A 661-nucleotide genomic window follows, 5' to 3' on the forward strand; every position below is an offset into this window, starting at 1 on the left:
CGATCGTTATTAATCGCGGCGGTGCTATTACCCAACTTGGCGTGGTTAGCTGGGGAATAGGGTGTGCACGTCCGGGTAAGTACGGCGTTTACAGTGATATTGCAGCATTGCGCAGTTTTGTGGATGGCGTCATCGGCACTTCAACGCCTCCGAAAGATAACGTTTCTGTTGGTTACACTGCTAATCAAACGTTGCCAGCGTTTAATGTTGGCGAACTCAAGCAGCATGGATTTGTTATTAGTAATTCGGGAAATACTGCATTCACTGTCGAAAATGTACGCATTGGCGGCTCAGGAGTGACTGATGCAGCACTGATTGCCAACGATCAATGTTCTCAAACAACGTTAGCTGCAAATACGAGCTGTCGTGTGGATGTGGAGTTCGGCGCATCACAAGCGGGTGAAGCTAGAGTGACGTTGAACTTTGGCGTTGATAAAACCAGTACTTTATATCAAGCGGTTGTGTCTGCAACAGCCAAATCGGTAACGTCGCCACCAACAGGAAGCTGTGCAAACGAATGGCAAGCCTCATCTGTTTACAATAAAGGCGATATGGTCACGTGGAATGGAAAAGTGTGGCAAGCGCAATGGTGGACTAAAGGTGACAATCCAGCAGAATCGGGTTCCTGGGGCGTTTGGCAAGCCGTGAGCGATGCAAATTG

General features: G+C 48.6%; 1 protein-coding gene. It reads left to right on the forward strand.

What is annotated here, in order from left to right; translation table 11 throughout:
- Positions 1 to 661, forward strand: a 661-nt coding sequence (locus tag R7E78_RS27310) for a carbohydrate-binding protein (RefSeq protein WP_318058776.1), incomplete at both ends; no start/stop codon positions are given.

It is taken from the genome of Vibrio sp. YT-19(2023) (genome assembly GCF_033337395.1).